Annotated in this window: 1 protein-coding gene; it reads right to left on the bottom strand. The window is 56.9% G+C overall.

Annotated features, from left to right (window positions below):
- Window positions 1-664 (bottom strand): phosphopantetheine-binding protein (locus ABEW32_RS26280; protein ID WP_430193242.1); only part of this gene is annotated, 664 nt, incomplete at both ends.

The following is a 664-nucleotide window of genomic DNA, read 5'->3' on the forward strand; positions in this document are numbered from 1 at the left end:
TGCGGGTCGAACTGATGCAGCACATACAGTCGTTTTTGCGCCGAGGATAACGGGTAGAACGTGCGAGTCTCCGTTACCGGAATCGACGCATATGCCACTTGATCCAGCTCTTCCAGCACAGCTGCCAGTTGTTCAATCGTTGGGGCTTCAAAAATACTGCGCAGGGGAAGCGGCTTGTTCAGCTCTTGGTGAATCTTCGAGGCCAGCGTCGTCGCCCGCAGCGAATGTCCACCTATCTCGAAGAAGTTTTCCTTCACGCCGACCCGCGCCAGACCCAGCACATCCTGCCAAATTTGCGCCAGCTTCACTTCCACCCACGTCCGCGGTGCAACATAATCGGCTCCGCTTTGCAAGCTGCCTTCTGGTGCTGGCAGGGCCTTGCGGTCGATTTTGCCATTGGGACTCAGCGGCATTTGCTCCAGCTGTACAAAGTAGGACGGCACCATGTAGCTTGGCAGCTCCCGGCCCAGCTCACTTCTCAGTTCGCTGGCACTGATTTCTTGCCCCGCGACATAGTACGCCACCATTTGTTTTTGTCCCGTTTCATCCGCACGAGCCATGACCACCGCTTCGCGTATCGATTCCACTTGGAGCAGCTGCGTTTCGACCTCGCCCAGTTCAATCCGGTACCCCCGGATTTTCACCTGATGGTCGATCCGGCCCA

Origin of the sequence: Paenibacillus jamilae (assembly GCF_050482105.1) — a bacterium.
Lineage (GTDB): Bacteria > Bacillota > Bacilli > Paenibacillales > Paenibacillaceae > Paenibacillus > Paenibacillus jamilae_B.